Source organism: Jingyaoa shaoxingensis, from assembly GCF_014385005.1.
In the GTDB taxonomy this organism is placed as follows: domain Bacteria; phylum Bacillota; class Clostridia; order Lachnospirales; family Lachnospiraceae; genus Marvinbryantia; species Marvinbryantia shaoxingensis.
On record NZ_JACRSZ010000001.1, the window covers coordinates 154,592 to 173,505 of the forward strand.

Sequence of the window (18,914 nt, forward strand, 5' to 3'; positions counted from 1 at the left end):
TTTATTTCAGAATTCCGCTTATCTTTATACTCTCAATTGCTGCCTGCAGTTCTTCCTCCGGCAGTACCAAGGCGAATCTCACATAGCCTTCTCCCAGACTTCCGAAGCTGCTACCCGGTGTACAGATTACCCCGGATTTTTCCATCAATTCCATACAGAATGCATTGGCATTGTCATACCCTTCCGGCAATGGTGCCCATACAAACATGGTTCCTTCTGTGTCTCTTACCTTCCATCCGATCTCAGACAAGCCCCTGCTCAGTGTGCGGCTTCTTCTTTCATACTTTTTACACTGATCAATCACACTGTCCTGCGGTCCGTTAAGTGCTGCAATAGCACCATATTGTATCGGATAAAAGATACCATAATCGATCTGGGAACGGATTGCCCTGAACTTTTCTACAACCTGTTCATTTCCCACGCAGAATGATACTCTGGCTCCTGTGTAGTTAAAAGACTTGGAAAGGGAATAGAACTCTACCCCCACTTCTTTTGCTCCTTCGTACTGCAGGAAGGAACCGCCCTGTTTTCCTCCAAACACAATGTCAGAATAAGCATTGTCATGCAGAATGACGATGTCATACTTTCTTGCAAAATCAATCAGCTCTCTGTAGAATGTATCATCCGCTACGGAACATACCGGATTGGACGGATAATTGACTACCATGAAACGGGCTTTTTTTGCAGTCTCTTCCGGAATGTCTTCAAACTTCGGAAGGAAATGGTTCTTTTCATATAAAGGATACTCCACGGTCACTGCATCGCACAGTTCTGGCCCGATCTTGAAAATCGGATATCCCGGATTCGGTACCAGTACCACATCTCCCGGATTGCAGAGAGTCCATGCAAAATGTGCCATTCCTTCCTGGGATCCGTTCATGGACATGATCTCATTTTTCTCCAGTTTTACCCCAAAACGCTTCTGGTAAAAGTCCTGTACTGCCTGTGTCAGTTCCGGCAGATCAGCCAGAGAATATTTGTAATTCTCCGGTTTTGCTGCTGCTTCTGCCACTGCCTTACGGATATGTTCCGGTGGTTCAAAGTCCGGTGTTCCAACGGAAAGATTATAGATCTTCTTTCCTTCTGCCAGCATCTCATTCTTCTTTTCATTCAGTACGGCAAAAATACCTTCCCCGAACATTTCTGTTTTATCTGAAAATGTAAGCTTCATCTATTTTCTCCTTCAGTCTCTTCCTGTTTCTTTCTTTTCTGTCCATACTGTTCCAGCATGGCAGTGAGCAGATACAGCCCTATGCAGACAATACTGATCATACTGCCCTGCCACAGTCCTGCAGGTGTAAAATTCATCTCAATGGTATGGGTACCTGCTTCCAGATCAATTCCCATCATGGCATCGCCTACCCGGTAGGTTGCAGTATCCCTGCCGTCTACCTTTACCGTCCATCCTTCATCATACGGCATTGTCAGCAGCAATGTTCCTGCCTGCTGCGCATCTACCGTTCCGCTTATATGGTTTCCGTCTTCTGTAACATCTGTCATCTGGCTGGCTGACAGTTTCTGGTAAACAGCATTGTATTCCTCATCTGTACAGGTATAGACCCGTACCGGAACAGGACCACTCTGATTATCTTTAAAGGTAAGGGTAATATTAGCCTTGCTCTCTTCCCCTTCCTCTGTTACCGTTCCCAGATTGAACAGGTTTTTCGTATAGTTATTGACTGTCTTTTCTCCCTGCGGGGTCTTGATGGTAATGCTCTTCACATTCTCAGTAATCTCAATATAAGTTTGGTCTCCCGGATGCAGCCGGATAATATAGGTCGGTCCCTCTTCCAGGGAATAAGCTTCCCGCAACGTATAATGGAACGCTTCGCCTGTTGCAAGCTGTGCAAACTCTTCCTGCACCTCCATGGCTGTCCGATTACTGTAGATATCCCACGCCTTGATATTCGAAGATACCATGAATCCAAGTGACAGGGCATCCTCATTCTTATACAGATATAACGGCTCCTCATATCCCACCTGATTCATCTGATATAAAGTATCGTATCCTTTTCTTGATACCAGATAGCGGACGCCAAATACATCGTTAAAAAGTTTGGTCATACCATTGTAGCCATCCTTGTTTGTTCTCGCTTCCATACCGATACTGCGGCACATATTAACAGTTGCTTCCGGCATGGTAGAAGAAAACATCACCACTCCATTGGCACCCATAAACATATTTTCATTTCTCATTCTCTGGCTGTCGATCTCACTACGATAGAAATCATCTGTCTGATCGTATTCTTCCATCAGCTTCTTATAGGCAATCTGTTCATCCACGTAGGTACTTCTTCCCACCGTTCCATTCATGCAGATACCATAGATCCCGGTTACTGCCATCTCCAGCGTCATTACTGCTGTCAGGACACGTTTTGTCAGTACTTTGTGTTTTCCGCTCTCATAGTACCACAACAGTAAAATTCCATATAACACCAGCAGAACCAGAGTTGCCATGTAGACATACCATTCCCGGTCACCTGTCTGTGTCACCATACAGTAGCCCACAAACAGAATCGACAGCAGCCATGCCAGCATAATCTTCCAGACCTTCATCTTCTGTATGTGGTGTATAACATCAAAGCCCATGGTCAGAAGCATGGCAATATACAGGAATGCAAATCGGTTCGGCAGACCATTCTGTACATGGAAACCATGCCAGATATAATTCAGCATATTAAAATTCATACTGATAGCCAGCAAACCAGTCAGAAGAAGCTTTGCCACTCTCTCGGACAGTCTCAGTTCCTGGTCCAGCAGATACAGGATAATCAGAATCATCACAATCACACCACAATAGATATTCACGCCAGACTGATCATCATAGATATTGATCGGTTCAACCAGTGCAAAATGTCCCGTCAGCTGGGTAATCCCGTCTGTATAGAACTTGATTTTGCTCGGGAAACTGCTGTCTGCAGATTCTGTAATGGCAAGATTCAGATATGCCGGCAGCAGAACCAGTGCTGCCATTCCGCCTGAAAGCAGAGAATACCATGTGAACTTCAGTCCGGAACAAAGGAACCTGCGGATGCTGAACTTCTTTGCTCCGATCCATAATACGCAGAAATACAGGCATGCAAACAGACACAGCATATATCCGATATAATAATTGCAGTACAGCGCATAACATAATGCCAGTGCATAAAAACGTCCTTTTTTGCCTGCAACAATTTTCTCAATTCCAAGCATCACCAGCGGCAGCACCATAATACTGTCCAGCCACATCAGATTAAAATAGTATCCGATCATAAAGGCTGACAGGGCATACATGCACCCAAAAGCTATCGGAAAATAGTCTCTGTCTTTTCCTCTTCTTGACAGATACCATCCAAAGATCCCGCCTGTCAGAGCAATCTTCAGCAAAATGAGGTATGCCATAAAATCCATGACATGCTTTGACGAAACTATGGTAATCAGCAGGTTCAACGGACTTGCCAGATAGTAGGCAAATACTGCCCACATGTTATATCCCAGCCCCCCTCCGAAAGAATAGGTCAGGGACTGGCTGTTCACCAGCTTATCATGAAAATCAGTAAAGAACGGCAAGTACTGATGCAGCGAGTCAATGATCAGCACTCCATGATCCCCAAAAGGATAGACTCCGTTCACAATATATGCAATCAATACCGTAACAGCCGGTATTGTAAAAGAAAGCATGGTACATCTCTTACGGATCATTTTCCTTTTCAGTTGCTCCGGTGTATATTCCTTATGATCCGTCTGAAAGACGATCATCTTACTGAATACAAAGTTCAGGACCAGAACCACAACCTGGATCGCCAGCTTGGCAATCATGTCCGGCATATCCCATACACAGCAGAACATAACTACGCCAAAGATCTCAATAAACATGGTCAGAAGACGCATACCTATAAACTGCCCCATCTCTTTGAGAAGGGCAATCCTGCCTTCTGTCTTACTCTCAAATACATACAGCTTATTCACCACATAGGCAAACAGAATCGACAGTGCAATGGCAAAGAAATTCGCCTTGGTCACATCGATATGAATCAGATTCCGTAATATCCAGTAACTTACCAGATTCACCATTGTGGTGCAGCCACCGAAAAAGATATAGCGGAGTCCCTGATTATTCATCAGCTTTTTCACAAAATTCTTCATCTTATTCACTTCCTGTCAGCTCACGGTCCAGGCAGAAAGAATAGATGATCTGTTCTTTTACCGGATACCCCGTCAGCGATTCTAACGCTTTTTTATAACAGCCTAATTGTACTCTATATTTTTCATAGAGGGAAGAGGCTTCTTTAAATTTCACAAAATCCGTTTTATAATCCACCAGCACAATATGATCTTCTTCTATAAAATAGGCATCGATAATTCCCTGTACTAAAATGTATTCCTCTGAGTTCCATCTGGAATTTACGTCCCCCGCAGGCAGTTCCATTACAAACTGCTGTTCCCGGAAAAGCTGGTCCTTACGCTGTGCCTGTGCCATTCTTTTTCCCAGAGGCGAGGCACACATTTTGGCAATCTTCGCTGAATTCACACATTCCAGTTCCTTCTCTGTTACCAGTCCTCTGCTGCACAGTTCCCGCAGTTGTTCCTCCGCGTCCCGGTCAAAGTGCAGTTTTTCCATAATCTTATGGTATACAGTTCCTCTTCCGGCTCCGGATACCTCTGCTTCTTCCTGAAGGAATTTCGGCATAATCACTGTACTCTGTGCGTTTTTCTCCTCTTCTGCTTCCGGCACCAGACTGACGCTTTCTGTCTCTTCCTCTTTCTGACTCATACGCTTCAGTTCCGATACACTGACCTTACTTGGTATCGTTTCCTCTTTTTCATAAGGATACTGGTATGCCAGACTGGTTTCCAGTTCTTCCTTCGCATCGGCATCAAATACCATCCCGGACGGCATTCCCAGAAGTTCCTGTTCCTGAATCAAATATTCGCTCTGTCTCTCTACTTCTCCTTCCAGAAGCTGCTGAACCGTGCAGACAGAAAATGCAATGTCCGGTGCTGCCTCTTCACTCAGTATCACAGGCATCATCCAGTCCAGATCACATTTGGCCTGCACCCGGTCTGTATAGGACAGCTTCTTCTGCCATGGTTGCAGCCTCGCACTCCATTTTGCCAGTTTTTTATCCAGACCGTCTGCTGCTCCGGTGATAATAAGCTTTTCTTTTGCGCGAGTCAGAGCAACATAGAGTACCCGCAGTTCCTCACCCAGATTCTCATTGCGAATCTGCATTTTCACAAAGTTCTTAAACAGCGTACTTCCGCTGACACGCAGAACCGGATCTACATCATCGCAGCCGATTCCCAGATCCATATGTGTCACAAACTGTGAGGTGGAATCTGTCTGATTCAGATTCTTCCCCATTCCTGCCACAAACACCACCGGGAATTCCAGTCCCTTGCTTTTATGGATACTCATAATCCGCACCATATGGCTTTCTTCCCCTCCGGACACGGCTTCTCCAAAATCAATTTCGTATTTATGAAGGTTTTCAATATAGCGCACGAAGTGGTACAGACCGTGATAACTTCCCGTTTCATATGCTGCTGCCTTTTCCACCAGCATATCCAGATTGGCACGCCGCTGTCTGCCGCCCGGCATAGCCGTCACATAATCCAAATATCCAGTCTCATCCAGGAGTTCCCACAACATTTCCTGCATTGGCGTATACACTGCCCTCTTACGAAACTGCTCCAACATGGCAAAAAATGGGTGAAGTTCTTCTGCTTCCATGCAGACCTGATAAAATGCCTTACCTTCACCTCTGCCTTTCAATTCTGCAAGCTGCTGTGGAGACTTCTTACCAATTGGAGAATACAGCACCGATGCCAGCGGTATATCCTGGCATGGATTGTCAATCACTTTCAAAAGTGCCAGTACCGTCTGTATTTCCGGTGCTGAAAAATAACCGCTTCTGGCTCCGGCAAATACCGGAATTCCCATATTTCCCAGTACTCTTGCAAAATCCTCTGCCCAGCCGGTTACCGTACGCAGCAATATCACAATATCGCCAAACTGTACCGGACGATAGGACTTTTCATTTTTATCCCAGACCTTTTGTGTCTTCATCAGTTCCAGAATCCGCCTGCCGACCATACGGGCTTCCAGTTCCCTGTCTGTCTCTTCGGATTCCTCGTTCTCAGCCAGATCCAGCAGCAGCATTTCACTTCCATAGCTGTCCGGATCAGGCGCATCTTCAAAAACTGCTCCCGGATACAGCCTTGCCGCCTCATCATAGGCTACCTTTCCCAGATCCCGGTCCATAATTTTATCAAACAATTCATTGGTACTCTCCAGTACCTGAGCACGGCTTCGGAAATTTTTATGAAGGTCAATTCTTCGATTGCTGCCCTCCTGAAGATCATAGGTTTCATATTTTTCCATAAACAGCTCCGGTCTTGCCAGACGAAAACGGTAAATGCTCTGCTTTACATCCCCCACCATGAACAGGTTGTGGATACCTTCCGGCTCACCGCTGATCCCCGTCAGAATCATTTCCTGTACCAGATTGCTGTCCTGATATTCGTCAATCATAATATACTGATAATAATCTGCCAGATCTCTTGCTGCCTGAGTACGCGTACAGGTTCCCTCCTTACGCTCCATCAGTATCTGCAATGCCAGATGCTCCAGGTCATTAAAATCGCAGAGATTCCGTTTGCGTTTTTCCTGTGTATAACAATCTGCAAACTCTTTTGTCAGATCCAGCAGCTGCTCCATCATCGGACGGCAGCGTTTCATATGTTCATACAGCACTTCCGGCGGAGCGTAAAAATAAGTATCCCGGATTTTGGTGAAATTTCTTTTTACCTCTTCCCGGATTTCCTTCACCGTATCCCGGCTCTTAGGATCTACCTGTTCATCTCTTTTGGAGGAAAGGGTTTCCCATTTTCCCATGCTCCGTATTGCATTTCCCAACTCCCGGTAAGTCTCCGGTGTCCGTAACTGCTCCAGCATATCCAGATCACTTTGCAGTGCCTCTTCATACATATAAGGTCCATGTTCTTCCCTGCAGAGTTCCAGAGCCCGTCTGAGCATCTGTAACAGATCCCCAACCTGTACTTTTGCCACCTTCACCAGTTCCGCAATCCAGGGCATATCCAGAAAATTTTCCACATTTTCTGCCTCATATTCCCTGCGGCACTGATCCAGCCACTCCTGTGGCCATGGAAAGCTCATGGAAAAATGATATAACTGCAATACGGCACTTTCCAGTACCCTGTCGTCCCGCCCGGTAGCAATGGATTCCACCATATAGAGAAAAGCTTCAGATTTTTCTGCATACTTTTCTTCCAGAAGCTGTTCCAGCACATCGCTTTGCAAAAGTTTCTGTTCTCCGTCATCTGCGATCCGAAAATCCGGATCCAGATCAATGGTATGAAAATAATTGCGTATCACATACTGGCAGAAACTGTGAATAGTGGAGATCTGTGCATTCTGAAGCAGTGCACTCTGTCTTTGCAGATGCTCCATCATTCCAGGTTCCAGTTCTTCTTCCAGCTTTTCCTCCAGGCGTTCCCTGATACGGTCACGCATCTCTCCTGCTGCCGCATTGGTAAAGGTCACGATCAGCATACGGTCAATCTCTGCCGGATACCTCTCATCCATAAGCAGTGACAGAATCCGTTCTACCAGTACTGCGGTTTTTCCGGATCCTGCCGCAGCAGATACCAATATATTACAGTTTCTCAAATCAATAACTGCTTTTTGCTCACTGGTCCAGTTCGTTGCCATCTTCCTGATTCTCCATTTTCTTCCATATCATTTCTTCTGTATACTCTTTCAGTCTCCGGTAATGTGTGCCCGGCAGCTTCGGATCCATTCTGCAGATCGACCGATAAATGCAGTAATCACATCCGGTCTGCGTTTTTCTCTCGAAGGGAACAGCTGCGATCTCTCCATCCAGCATTCTTCTGCCCAGTTCCTTCATTTTCTCCTGTACAAAGGAAGACAGCGTATGGAACTGCTCTTTTTTTACCGCTTTGGAACGTTTGGATAAGGTTCCGTCCTTATTCTCGGCCACCGGAATTACATCCGATGTCCCTGCAAAATGCTGATCCATTTCCCGGTAAACCTTCTTATCGGAACTTACCAGACCGGTCAGCTTTAATTCCTTCAGAATCTCTGACGATATCTCTTCAGCTGACTCTGTATCTTTTCCGGTCAGCATCGGATCCTTCACATGATAATAAAAAATTCCTGCCGGAATAATCTCTTTTTCTTTGTAGATTCTCTGTTCCATCTCCACTGCGGCATTCAGATAAACCACCAGCTGAAGCTGCAGTCCATAATACAATGCCACCAGGTCAAAAGATTTATTTCCTGATTTATAATCGATAACTTTGATGTAGACTTCCCCATCCTTCTCACAGGTATCGATCCTGTCAATCTTACCCTTTAGGCGCATTTTTTCTTCCTCTGACAATGCAATATTTACTGCATCCAGGTCGGCTACCTGGGTAAAAGATACTTCATAACCGGCAGGTCTGAAACTCCCTGCCAGAATCTGCTTCTGCAGCGCCCACGCAGTACGGCGCAGAATTCTCCTGAGCCTCTCAATTACGAATTCATTTCTGGCACTGCTGTGGAGAATCTGATGCCCGTATTCTTCTGCAACCTGATCTACACACTCATCAATGAGTTTATTTCTGGTCTCTTCCGTCAGCCCTTCCCAGCTTCCCTCTTCCAGTTCCACTTTTCTGGAAAAAAGTTCTATGATCCGGTGTGTCACCGATCCCATATCCACAGGGTGGAATTCATATTCCTGCCGCTCCTTTAACTGCAGACCGTACTGCAGAAAATGAGCAAAAGCGCAGGACGCAAACTTTTCCAGACGGCTGACGCTGTTGCTTAAAATCTCCCCGTATAATTTTGATGCTGCTGCTTTTCCGATTCCACTTTCATCAAACCTGAGGAACGCAGCATGTACCAGATCTTCGGTCTGTTCCTGCCAGTTTTCCTGCTTCCGGTACCACTGATACAGTTCCATCCACGCAGCTGATGGGCTGGTCTCACGAATATTCTGAAGTCCTTCTGCCAGCAGTGTTATTCCGCTTCTGGTCGTCACCGCACGCTTCAGCAGATTCTCTGTATAATCTTCATCCTGCACCTGTATCTCAGGGAACAGACGCATCACCATACGGATCACGTAGGACGAACGCATGGCACTGCCATCCGAAGTTGCCTTACAGTAAGATAAATACAGTTTTTCAGATGGCTTCGTCAGATTCTGATACAGGTAAAACTTCTGTATATAACTCTCCTGTCTCGCTGTCGGTGCCAGTTCTACCCTGCTTTTTTCCAGTGTCTCGCGCTCCATCTGGGACAGCATGCCACCGCCGCTGCCGCTTCCCGGCACCCATCCGTCATTCAATCCCATGAAAAACAGTGCACGGATATCCTTCAGACGGGTACGCTCGATGTCTCCCACCTGCACTCGGTCCATGCTTGGGGGAATAATCCCCACACGCAATTCTTCAAATCCAGTCTCCAGAAGTTCCGTGTATTCTGCCAGAGTCATCTTTTCTTCCCCAAGCAGCTCCACCATTTTATCAAACAGATCCATTACCAGCTGATAAACCTGTTCATATTCCTTCTGCATATCCAGTTCACCCTTTTTTTCAAAAACGGATGCATACTGTTCCAATTGTGTCTGCACATTGTATACACAGCCAAGCTGATACAATGCTGTTGTTTTTTCTCTTACTGTTGTCCTGGAAGACCTCAGAAGTTTCCGGGGTTCTTCCAGTGATTCCATAATCTGGCGGCGCATCTCTTCACATTTTTCACACTGTTCCGTGGTAAATCCTTCTGGAATCCAGTCGAATTCCTTTTTCCATCTGCCATGGGACTTCATACCTGCCGCCAGTGTGTAATTTTCCAGAATATCCACATCTTCTGCCGCCAGTCCACACATTCCTGTGCGCAGGATACGGAAAATCCCCGGCAGCATCTGATCTTTTCCTGCCAGATCCAATACTGCCCTCAGCAGCTCGATATATGGATTGGAAAAAACAGCTCTGCGACTGTCCATGAAGATCGGAATCTCATATTCCTGAAATACATGGGGCAATTCATCCGCATAGGCTGCCAGATCTCCTGTGATAATGGCAATCTGGGAATAACGATACCCCTTTTTTACCAGACTACGGATGGTTCTTGCCACATAATGGGACTCCTGTGCAGGGCTGGCTGCTGTATGCACACTGATATCCCCATTTATCTTTTCTCTGTACACTTTTCTTTTGGTGCGGAAAATATTTTTTTCCAGATGTGCCAGTTCCCGACTCCTGCAAAATCTTGGCTGAACTTTATTTTCCAGAATCCAGGGTTCTCTTATCTCACAGCCACACTCCTGCGCCATATGGCTTAAAGAACGGATGGTTTTCTTACTGAGATAGAATAGTTCATGTTCACCATAAATACGAAAGAAATCTTCCCCTGTATCTATAGTGACGGTTACATAGACTTCCTTCGCCAGCACCAGCAATTCCCGCAAAAGCTTATGCTGAATTGGTGTAAAACCGGTAAATCCATCCAATACAATCACACTGTCTTTCAGGATCTCTGACTGTCCCGCCACCTGACACAATGCTTCCAGTGTTTCCTCGGCAGTGATATACTTTCCTGCCAGTTCTTCTTCGAATCCACGATAAAGAATATCCAGATCCTGTAATTTATAATAAAGCTGGGGTCTCTCCTTACTGGCCTCCAGCATCTGATTCATTTTCTCCTGATCTATATCATACTGGGCGAACTCAGATATCAGCGACTTGATCTGTGCCAGATATCCTTTTTTATTCAGATTGCCCTTTAACACCCGCAGTTCCTCACGATGTCTGGCAGCTGTCCGCCGAAGCATCAGCGTTTTTCCCATATCCTCCAGAACCGTCCTGCGGTCAGCACCCACTTCCTCAAAAATGCGGTGTGCCAGTCTCTGAAAACTTAAAATATCAATATTTAAAATACCTTTTCTCGGATGCAGACGCACCAGTTCCTTCTGTGTCTGCATAGTAAATTGCTCCGGCACAATCACCAGGAACCGAGTTCCCGGTGACTGAACCGAAGCTGTTATGATGTGCTTATACAATTCATAAGATTTTCCGCTGCCGGAATTGCCAAGTATTAACTGAAGGGACATACATTCCTCCTATATAATGCATATCTATGCTCTGTGACGATGCAAAATATACGTATCTGTTCAGTACCTTTACAAATACGAATTCCATTACCTGACACAGTATCTTATAAATTACTGTATCAGACATCCTATAGATTAGATATATCCGTTCCAGTCATGCAAAAATATGCTTGCTTATCGGACCGTAGAATAACGCCGGTGTTTAGGCGCTGTATTTTAGCGCCTTATGCACCGCTGCGTTATGATAAGAGCGAGAGCGCGTCCGATAGCAATATATTTTGCATGACGTCCGTTAAACTATTATTTACATAACTGTGCAAGTCTTTCCTTCACCTGAGTCATCATGTCAGTGTATTTTGCCAGCTTGCCCTTTTCTTCTTCGATCTTGGCTGCCGGTGCTTTGCTGACGAATTTTTCGTTGCTAAGCATACCGTTTACACGGGCAAGTTCTTTGGTCAGGCGCTGCTCTTCTTTCTTCAGTCGTTCGATCTCTTTCTCGATATCTACCAGTTCTGCAAATGGCATGTAGATCACTGCTTCGTGGATCACTGCGGATACTGCATCATCTGCAATACCTGCCTTGTCTGCCTGGATCAGTACTTCACTGGCATATCCCAGAGTAGCAAAGAAGACTTTACCATTTTCGAAAATATCACGAACTGTTTCATTTTCAGAAACAACATATACTTTTGCTTTCTTACTTGGCGGTACGTTCATGCCGGTTCTGACGTTACGAATGGCACGTACTGCTTCTTTGATGGTCTCTACGGCTGTTTCTTCTGCTTCGAAGTTCCAACTGTCGGTGTACTCTGGCCATGCAGAGATCATAATGGATTCTTCCTGTGGATTCAGTGTACAGTAGATCTCTTCTGTTACGAATGGCATAAATGGATGCAGTAATTTCAATGCATTTCCAAGTACCGTCTTCAGTGTCCACAGTGCGGCTGCCTTGGTGGTATCTTCGTCATTGTATAGACGAGGTTTTACCATCTCGATGTACCAGTCACAGAATTCTTCCCAGATAAAGTCGTATACCTTCTGTACTGCAATACCCAGTTCGAATTTGTCCATGTTCTCAGTTACATCTTTTGCCAGCGTATTGACCTTGGATAAGATCCATTTATCTGCCTGGGTAAGCTGATCTGCCGGCATCTCCTGTGGCACTTCGGCTTTTTCCAGGTTCATCATAATAAATCTGGAGGCATTCCAGATCTTATTTGCAAAGTTACGACTGGATTCTACTCTCTCCCAGTAGAAACGCATATCATTTCCAGGTGCATTACCTGTCATCAGTGTCAGACGCAGTGCATCTGCACCGTATTTATCAATGACTTCCAGAGGATCGATACCGTTTCCAAGAGACTTACTCATCTTACGTCCCTGAGAGTCACGTACAAGACCGTGAATCAGTACATGATGGAATGGTGCCTTTCCGGTCTGTTCCAGTCCGGAGAATACCATACGGATAACCCAGAAGAAAATAATATCATATCCGGTTACCAGTACATCTGTCGGATAGAAGTAATTCATCTCCGGTGTGTTGTGTGGCCATCCGAGTGTGGAGAACGGCCACAGTGCAGATGAAAACCAAGTATCCAGAGAATCTTCATCCTGCTTAAAGTGTGTGCATCCGCATTTCGGGCATTTTTCCGGTGCGCCGCCTTTGTTTACTACCATCTCACCACATTCTTCGCAGTAATATGCAGGGATTCTGTGTCCCCACCACAGCTGTCTGGAGATACACCAGTCTTTGATATTTTCCAGCCAGTGTAAATAAGTCTTATCAAAACGTTCCGGAACGAAGGTCAGTTCGCCGTCTTCCAGCGCTTTGATAGAAGCCTTTGCCATATCAGCCATCTTTACGAACCACTGTGGTTTTACCATTGGTTCTACGGTAGTGTGGCATCTGTCGTGAGTTCCCACTGCATGGCTGTGTGGAACTACTTTTACCAGGAGACCTAAATCATCCAGATCTTTTACCATGGCTTTTCTTGCTTCATAACGATCCATGCCTGCATACTTGCCGCCCAGTTCGTTGATGGTAGCATCATCATTCAGGATGTTGATCTCTGCCAGATTATGGCGTTTTCCAACTTCAAAGTCGTTCGGGTCATGAGCCGGTGTGATCTTTACGCAGCCTGTTCCGAATTCTTTGTCTACATATTCATCTGCGATGACAGGGATCTCACGATCGGTCAGTGGCAGCTTTAACATCTTGCCAACGATATCGGTATATCTTTCATCAGTCGGGTTTACTGCTACAGCGGTATCTCCCAGCAGCGTCTCTGGACGGGTGGTGGCGATCTCTACGAAACGTCCTTCTTCTCCCACTACCGGATAGTTGATATGCCAGAAGAATCCGTCCTGATCTTCATGCTCTACTTCCGCATCAGACAGAGATGTCTGGCAGACCGGACACCAGTTAATGATACGGCTTCCCTTGTAGATCCAGCCCTTTTTATAAAGCTTTACAAAAACTTCTTCTACTGCTTCGGAGCATCCTTCATCCATGGTAAAACGTTCTCTTTCCCAGTCTGCGGAAGCTCCCAGCTTCTTTAACTGGTTGATGATACGGCTGCCGTACTCTTCTTTCCATTCCCATGCATATTTCATGAATGCATCTCTTCCAATTTCATGCTTGTCAATGCCTTTTTCCTTCAACATATTGGTTACTTTTACTTCTGTGGCAATGGCTGCATGGTCTGTTCCCGGCTGCCACAGTGCTTCGTACCCCTGCATTCTCTTGTAACGAATCAGGATATCCTGCATAGTGTTATCCAGTGCATGTCCCATATGAAGCTGACCGGTTACGTTTGGTGGCGGCATAACAATGGTAAATGGTTTTTTATCTGGATTGACTTTTGCATGGAAATATCCGTTGTCTACCCATTTCTGGTAAAGACGGTCTTCCAGCCCCTTCGGGTCATAGGTTTTTGCTAATTCTTTGCTCATAACTGCTCCTTTCAAATCTTGTGGTCAAAACAATGAACATCCTCACGGAGTGTTTGTTATTTCACAGGATGCACTTTCCTATGAAATAACAAACGCCCTCTGCATGCATTCGCATGCAAAGGGCGACTATATCGCGGTACCACCTTTGTTCACAGTGACTTCCCATATCTCCGGCAATTGTCTGCTGCATCTTGTTATTCTGTAACGGGAATTCCCGGAATGGCTTACGCACCGGATCTGATTCTCTTGTCCTGTCCGGCTTGGGTCATTCAGTTCCAAAGCTACCTTCTGTCTGTCTCTATACGTGGTGCCTTCCAGCCTGTGGGCATCCTTCTCTGGCGCGATAACAGACATACTCCTCTTTGTCACAACCTTTCGCTATGTTCCATGATAACGAAAGGGGTCAGGTTTGTCAAGGGATTTCCGCAAGTTCTGCGGATCTCACTGCTCCCACTGCTGCTTCTTCTTCATATTCTGCCAGTTGCACCTGCATGCAAAACTTCTCGTTCACGATCTTCTGAAGCCATAGATTTTTGCGGATTCCATTTCCTGATGCTATTACTTTTGACTTTTTCTGATCAGTTTCTGATACAATTATCTGATACATCTCATACAGTTCCTGAACCATTCCATCCAGCACCCCATAAATAAGTGCTGCAGGAGTAAAGTTTTCTGTTGAGATAGCTTCTATACTTCCTCTTTGATCAGGATCTGATCTGGTTCCGGAAAATCTGGTATCCACAATAAGTTTTTCTGCTTCTTCCCTGGTTTCCAGCAGTTTTTCCATCACGGCATAATGATCAATATATCCCACACCAGCTGCCTCTGCATAAGTTTGAAAGAACTTCTCCAGTGTGGAATAAGCTCTTCCTCCACAAAGAGATGATCCTGCCAGAAGATATCTGCCTTTCATTAACGGACGTGCCTCTATATTCTCTGTTGTAAAACAGTGATCTGAGAGTACTGAGATTTGCCCTCCAGTCCCTATATTCACAAGAACAGAGTTCTCCATATCATGGACTGATCCCAGAAAACTCGCCTGATTATCACCGATTGCTACGCTCACAAGACATCCCCTGTATTCACCCATCACCGTAAACTCTTCTGTAACCGTCGGAAGAATCCTGGTATCCACACCCAGACATTCCAAGTCTGCTTTTGCAAAGCATCCATCTTCTGTATCATAAAATCCCAGACTTGCTGCATTACTGCTATGAAGCAACGGTCTTTTCTCTCCGGTTAATACCATTCCAAAGTAATCCATAATCGTACAGATCTGCTCTGCTTCTTTTGGTACAATTCCCATCTTCAAATTAAAAATATGTGTGGCAAGACCGTATCCCGTAGGAACCATCCTACCAGTCTCTTCTGCTATCACCTGACAAATACTTTTTCCCTCAAAGCACTTTTCATCACATCTGCGATCCTGCCAGGTATATAATGGGCTGATTGCTCTTCCATTCTCATCAATATAAACAATGCCGTGCATTTGCCCGGTCAGTCCAATTCTGGCGATCTCTGGATACTCTTCCAGAATGGAATCCACCAGCTTCTTCGCTTTCGTGATCATTACAGCAGGATCCTGTACCTTCTCCCATACATGGCTTGTTGCAAGAAAACTGTTGTTGCTGACAGTATAAGACTTCTCCACTTTCTGAGTATCCATATTCATCACAACCGCACTGATCGTTGTAGTTCCAATGTCAATACCTAATGCTTTCATTTCAACTTCCTTCTACTTCAATCCCGCCATAAACAGTTCGTAAAAATCATCTTCCCCATCCAGAAGTGGTGAATTCTCTCCACCTCCATTGGTACTGCGGCGCATGGATGCATAGAATTCTTCTCCTGCATTTACCACTTCCATCTCGTATAATTCATATCCCAGTCTGCGGCAGGTACTACAGAATTCACGAAGCGGATCTTTTGCCTTCTGAGTATCCAACAAGGTTTTTCTCAAGGTCTCGTCTTTTCTTGCATCATGCTGAAGCTGTTCCAAAATCTCTACGGTATTCATATTTTTTCCTCCCAATCCTTGTTTTCGCTCATATATCCCCATGTTTGTCTTAATGAATATAATCCATCAGGCATTCATTTTTTTTATCATATATCAGTCGTTACTGCTTTTTCAAGTACTAAATACTTTTCTCCAGTTCACTCAGATAGCTTTCAAACACATCCAATGCTTCTTCCACCGGCTGTGGGGTAGACATATCAACATCACAGAGCTTTAACAGGTCGATTGGATCCATGGAACTTCCGCTGCTTAAGAACTGTTTATATTTCTCCACGATTCCTTCCTCTCCCTTTAAGATCTTGCTGCTGATAGCAATAGCTGCTGCAAATCCTGTGGCATACTGATATACATAAAATGGAGTATAAAAATGTGGAATGCGTGCCCATTCATATGCAATTTCCGGGTCTGAAATCATTTCTTCGCCAAAATATTTTTTGTTCAGGGTCAGATATAATTCACATAACTGCTCTGCCGTCAGTACCCCGCCCTGATTCACGATATCATGGGTCAACATTTCAAATTCCGCAAACATTGTCTGACGGTACATGGTTCCCTTAAACTGATCCAGGAAATAATTAATCAGATACTTTCGTTCTGTCTGGTCATTGGTACGTTTTAACAGATCTGAAATCAGCAGTGCTTCGTTACAGGTAGATGCTACTTCTGCCACAAAGATCTTGTATCCTGCATACAGGTAAGGCTGTTTATGATCAGAATGCCAGGAATGAAGTGCATGTCCCATCTCATGTGCCAGAGTAAAGACATCATTCAGACTTCCATGATAGTTCAGAAGCACATACGGATGGCTGCCATAGGCTCCCCAGGAATAGGCTCCTGTTCGTTTTCCTTCATTTTCATAAACATCAATCCATCGGTTGTTGAACCCTTCCTGAAGCAACGCCTGATAGTCTTCTCCCAGTGGTGTGAGAGCTCGTTTTACAATCTCTTTGGCTTCCTCGAAGCTGTATTTCTTTTCCGGAGTCTCTACCATCGGCACATATACATCGTACATATGGAGCTCCTCATAGCCGAGAAGCTTCTTACGAAGTGCCACATAGCGGTACATGGCAGGAAGACGCTTTCTCATAGTCTCAATCAGGTTCTTATACACTGAGACCGGAATACTGCTTCCGTCCAACGCTTCTTCCATTGCATTGCCGTAATGACGCTCTTTTGCAAAAAAGTCTGCCTGCTTTGCGTTGCCGTAATATGCTGCTGACAGGGTATTAATATACTGCTTATATTCACCGTACAGAGCCTGAAATGCATGCCTTCTCAGTGTACGGTCTTTGCTTTCCATGCAGGAAATAAAGGTACCCACAGTCAGCTTCCGTTTTTCTCCCTTTTCATCCGTAATCTCCGGAAAGGTAATATCTGCATTATTAAACATGGCAAATACGTTAGAAGGGGTCTGCGCCAGTTCCCCTACCCTTGCCATCAGTGATTCTTTTTCCTTATCCAGAATGTGCGTTTTTTTTCTGGTAATCTGAGTCAGAAACCAGTCGTATTTCTTTAATTCCGGCTCCTGTTCCATTTCTTGTCTTAATGCTGCTTCATCCAGTTCCAGGATCTCACTCTCCAGCCATGCTGTCACCTGACTCAGTTTGGCAGCTACAATATTCATCTCACCGCTCATCTTCTGGTACTTCGCATTGGCAGTATCTTCATGATTACGCTGATTCGCATACACATACAACTTCTCAAAAATCTGGTTCATCTCTTCATAAAGCCGCATTACCTTTAACAAAGCTTCTCTGCCATCCTTCAAAGTTCCCTGAAATCCCGCAAACTCATCCATCAGTGCATCTAATTTTTCCGCATCACGGGAGAAAAGATCCTCATTCTCATAAATATCCTCCAGACGCCAGGTGTTCTCCACCTGCTGTTCCTGTCGTTTCATACTGCAAACCTCCTGTTCTTTATCCAAATTCTATCATTATACTCTGAGCTGCCAAATATACAGAAATAACATCTCCATTAGAAACACAGAACACTCTATGATTATTGTCCTCCAGACCGCAGCACAGCGTCGGTGCTTAGAAAGCGTAGTTTGCTTCCTTATGCACCGTTACGCTGCGCTAAGAGCGAAAGCGCGTCTGGAGATCATAACCTAGAGTGTTCATCCGTTTGTGTTATATTCATCTATTCTTTATCACTTTGTTGTTCAGGTTCCATCCAGCTGTCAATCAGGTTCCAGATTTCTTCTCTTCCCTGCTTGGTTTCTGCTGAAAACGGTATGACAATGCCATCTGACTTCATATTCAGTCCGGTCTTGATTGCCTTAACCTGTTTCTGTAACTGGCTGCGTTTGATCTTGTCCAGTTTGGTGGCAATGATGATCGGATCGTATCCATTGTATACAATCCAGTCGTACATCATTTTGTCATTAGCTGACGGATCATGGCGGATGTCAATCAGAAGAAAAACAGCTTTGAGCATCTGTGACTTCTGAAGATAACGCTCGATCAGCTTCCCCCACTTTTCTTTCTCAGACTGGGATACTTTTGCATAACCGTACCCCGGCAGGTCCACCAAATACATAGCGTCATTAATATTATAAAAATTAATGGTCTGGGTCTTTCCAGGCTGTGCGCTGGTTCTTGCCAGTGACTTACGGTTCATCAGTGCATTGATCAGAGAAGACTTACCTACATTGGATTTTCCTGCAAATGCCACTTCCATCTTCGTATTTGCCGGTAATACACTGGTAACACCGCATACTGTTTCTAATGCTACATTTTTTATAACCATTCGTTTCTCCTGTATTCTCTGTGCGCCCTGCATCTGTTTTACCGCAACATATCTGTTCCTTATTTTCCTTCACA

General features: G+C 45.0%; 10 protein-coding genes. All 10 read right to left on the bottom strand.

Features of this window, described 5'->3' with window-relative positions; translation table 11 throughout:
• Window position 1 precedes the first annotated feature (1 nt).
• Window positions 2-1,171, bottom strand: coding sequence for an aminotransferase class I/II-fold pyridoxal phosphate-dependent enzyme (locus H8716_RS00715; RefSeq protein WP_249306521.1), 1,170 nt, complete (start codon window positions 1,169-1,171; stop codon window positions 2-4).
• Window positions 1,168-4,125: a YfhO family protein gene (locus tag H8716_RS00720; protein WP_249306523.1), complete on the bottom strand. Its 2,958-nt coding sequence runs from the start codon at window positions 4,123-4,125 to the stop codon at window positions 1,168-1,170. The genes H8716_RS00715 and H8716_RS00720 overlap by 4 nt, the downstream gene beginning before the upstream one ends.
• Window position 4,126: 1 nt before the next feature.
• Window positions 4,127-7,714 carry a helicase-exonuclease AddAB subunit AddA gene (addA, locus tag H8716_RS00725; protein ID WP_249306525.1) on the bottom strand — a complete coding sequence of 1,196 codons (3,588 nt, stop codon included), beginning with the start codon at window positions 7,712-7,714 and terminating at the stop codon, window positions 4,127-4,129.
• Window positions 7,692-11,120 (bottom strand): helicase-exonuclease AddAB subunit AddB, encoded by a 3,429-nt coding sequence (gene addB / locus H8716_RS00730; protein WP_249306527.1) that lies wholly within the window; start codon window positions 11,118-11,120, stop codon window positions 7,692-7,694. Before addB ends, addA begins: the two co-directional genes overlap by 23 nt.
• A gap of 300 nt (window positions 11,121-11,420) precedes the next feature.
• Complete coding sequence (locus H8716_RS00735) at window positions 11,421-14,072, bottom strand: valine--tRNA ligase (protein ID WP_249306530.1); 2,652 nt, start codon at window positions 14,070-14,072, stop codon at window positions 11,421-11,423.
• A 126-nt stretch (window positions 14,073-14,198) separates the two neighbouring features.
• Window positions 14,199-14,426 carry a hypothetical protein gene (locus H8716_RS00740; protein ID WP_249306532.1) on the bottom strand — a complete coding sequence of 76 codons (228 nt, stop codon included), beginning with the start codon at window positions 14,424-14,426 and terminating at the stop codon, window positions 14,199-14,201.
• 58 nt (window positions 14,427-14,484) lie between these two features.
• Window positions 14,485-15,795, bottom strand: coding sequence for a sedoheptulokinase (locus tag H8716_RS00745; protein ID WP_249306534.1), 1,311 nt, complete (start codon window positions 15,793-15,795; stop codon window positions 14,485-14,487).
• A 12-nt stretch (window positions 15,796-15,807) separates the two neighbouring features.
• Window positions 15,808-16,089 (bottom strand): hypothetical protein, encoded by a 282-nt coding sequence (locus H8716_RS00750; protein WP_249306536.1) that lies wholly within the window; start codon window positions 16,087-16,089, stop codon window positions 15,808-15,810.
• A gap of 118 nt (window positions 16,090-16,207) precedes the next feature.
• A complete protein-coding gene (pepF, locus tag H8716_RS00755; RefSeq protein WP_249306537.1) occupies window positions 16,208-17,989 on the bottom strand; it encodes an oligoendopeptidase F in 1,782 nt (593 codons plus the stop codon).
• A gap of 242 nt (window positions 17,990-18,231) precedes the next feature.
• Window positions 18,232-18,840, bottom strand: a complete 609-nt coding sequence (yihA, locus tag H8716_RS00760) for a ribosome biogenesis GTP-binding protein YihA/YsxC (RefSeq protein WP_249306538.1) — start codon at window positions 18,838-18,840, stop codon at window positions 18,232-18,234.
• Window positions 18,841-18,914: the final 74 nt, after the last annotated feature.